The organism is Ilumatobacter sp., from assembly GCF_041688325.1.
Classification (GTDB): domain Bacteria; phylum Actinomycetota; class Acidimicrobiia; order Acidimicrobiales; family Ilumatobacteraceae; genus Ilumatobacter_A.
The window spans coordinates 1-2,407 of the sequence record NZ_JBDNIJ010000407.1 but is presented as its reverse complement, the minus strand read 5'-3'; the positions used below and the strand labels follow the sequence as shown (position 1 = coordinate 2,407).

Below are 2,407 nucleotides of genomic sequence, written 5' to 3'. Positions count from 1 at the left end.
GGCCTGGAAGCCGACGGCTTCGCGGTCGACATAGCGCTCAATGGAACCGATGGAAAGTGGATGGCGACCGAGAACGACTACGACGCGATCGTGCTCGACATCATGTTGCCCGGCATCAATGGCTTCAAGCTCTGCGGCGAGCTTCGTGACGCGGGGGACTGGACGCCGATTCTGATGCTCACTGCGAAGGACGGTGAGCTCGACGAGACCGAGGCGCTCGACACCGGTGCCGACGACTTCTTGCGCAAGCCGTTCTCCCACCTGGTGCTCGTCGCCCGCATCCGAGCGCTGCTGCGGCGCGGGAAGTCTGAGCGGCCAGTGGAACTCCGGGCTGGTGGGCTACGCGTCGACCCCGCCGAACGACGGTGCTTTCGCAACGACGAAGAGATCGAGTTGACGGCCCGCGAGTTTGGGGTGCTCGAATATCTGGTGACCCATGCGGGCACCGTGGTGTCGAAGTCCGAGATCCTTGAACATGTCTGGGACTATGAGTTCGATGGCGACGCGAATATCGTCGAGGTGTACGTCCGCCATCTGCGAAAGAAGATCGACATCCCGTTCGATACCGAGACAATCCAGACCGTGCGTGGAGCCGGGTACCGCCTCCTTGCTACCTCATCGTGAAGGCCCGCTTCGGTTCAGTTCGTGTGCGTGCGACCGCGGCATCGATCGTCATCGTTGCCATCGCCTTGACGATTGCCGGAGTGGTGTTGCTCGGCGTGCTCCGCGAATCACAGATCAAATCCATCGACACGACCCTCGAACTCCGTACGAACGACGTCGCAGCGCTGATTGATGAAGACGGAGCTTTCGAGACCTTGTCGGTCAAAGACGATGAGGACGGCTTTGTCCAGATCATTGATGCGGCAGGCAAGGTGGTGGCCTCGAGCACCAACATCGCCAACGAACCACGAATCATCGCTGGCGGCGAGGGGAGCAACACCACGATGCAGTTCCCACAGCTCGATCACGACGACTTTCGCGTCCACGTGAACTTCACCGCGAGCGACCCGCAGTTTTCGATCGTCGTCGGCACCAATCTTGAAGACGTCAACGACGTTCTCGCGACGACTCGTCGGTCGCTCGGTATCGGGCTGCCGATCCTGTTGCTGTTGATCGCCGGGATGATCTGGGTCGTCATTGGACGGGCATTGCGCCCTGTCGAGGCGATCCGATCCGAAGTTGCCGATATCGGCGGTGGAGATCTGCACCGACGAGTGCCCGAACCGCAAACCGATGACGAGATCGGTCGGCTCGCCCGAACGATGAACGCGATGCTTGACCGGTTGGAAACAGCCGATGTTGCCCAAGCGCAGTTCGTCTCGAACGCCTCCCACGAACTGCGAACCCCGATCGCCGTGATTCGTCACGAACTCGAAGTCGGGCTGCGCGGAGACGACGTGTTGCTGCGCGAGATCGCAGCGGAGGTACTGGAGGAAGACGTTCGGATGCAGCGGCTGGTCGAGGATCTCCTCCTCCTCGCGCGCCGCGATGGACGAGCAGGCGAGGCGCTGCCCGTGGCCCGATTGCTGGTCGACCTCGACGACATTGCGTTCGGTGAGGCGCTTCGAGTCCAAACTGACAAGACGGTGACCACATCCGGCGTCTCAGCTGGCCAGGTCCGCGGCGACCCCGATCAACTCGCGCGAGTGGTGCGCAACCTGCTCGACAATGCGTTACGCCACGCCGCCTCGCGTGTTGATATCTCGGTCACCAGTACGCCAGACGGACTCGTCGTGCTGTCGATCGAAGACGACGGCGACGGCGTTGCAGAGGCCGATCGCGAGCGGATCTTCGAACGATTCGGTCGGCTCGACGAAGCTCGTGCACGCGACGACGGTGGCTCCGGTCTCGGCCTCGCCATCGTGGCCGGCCTCGTCAAGGATCACGGCGGGACGGTCACGGTTGCGACCAGCCCTGCGCTTGGAGGCGCCCGCTTCGCGATCTCCTTCACCGACGCCCGACTCTGATCAGCGTTGGTCGGCCAGCCTGAACACACGCTGAATACTCGGCGTCGCCGTTCAGCCTGGGTTCAGGTTGAAGGGTCGAAGTTGTACGCATGACAACAATCACCGCAGCGCCGCCGCCACCCGTGGCGACGAGCCCAGGACGTGCATTACTCAACAAGGTTCCCGAGATCACGATTTGGTTCTGGATCATCAAGATCCTGTGCACTACCGTCGGTGAGAGCTTCGCCGACTGGATCGCGGTCGATTTGAACGTCGGGTTGATCAACACCACGGTCATCTTCACGATCGTGCTTGCTGCTGTGCTCACCTGGCAGATCCGCCTGCCGAAGTACAACGCGTTCCCGTACTGGATGACGGTTGTCGTACTCAGCGTCACCGGCACGCTCTACACGGACATCCTCACCGACAAATATGGGGTCAACCTGACGATCACCACG

At 61.7% G+C, this 2,407-nt stretch carries 2 protein-coding genes and 1 pseudogene; all 3 read left to right on the top strand.

Annotation, left to right across the window (positions count from 1 at the left end; genetic code table 11):
• On the top strand, window positions 1-624 hold a 624-nt coding region (locus ACH2EI_RS20205), incomplete at its 5' end, for a response regulator transcription factor (RefSeq protein WP_395161369.1).
• A 23-nt stretch (window positions 625-647) separates the two neighbouring features.
• Entirely contained in the window at window positions 648-1,970 is a 1,323-nt protein-coding gene (locus ACH2EI_RS20200; protein WP_395161367.1) for a sensor histidine kinase, read from the top strand.
• 89 nt (window positions 1,971-2,059) lie between these two features.
• Window positions 2,060-2,407: pseudogene (locus ACH2EI_RS20195) on the top strand (hypothetical protein); the annotation flags it as partial.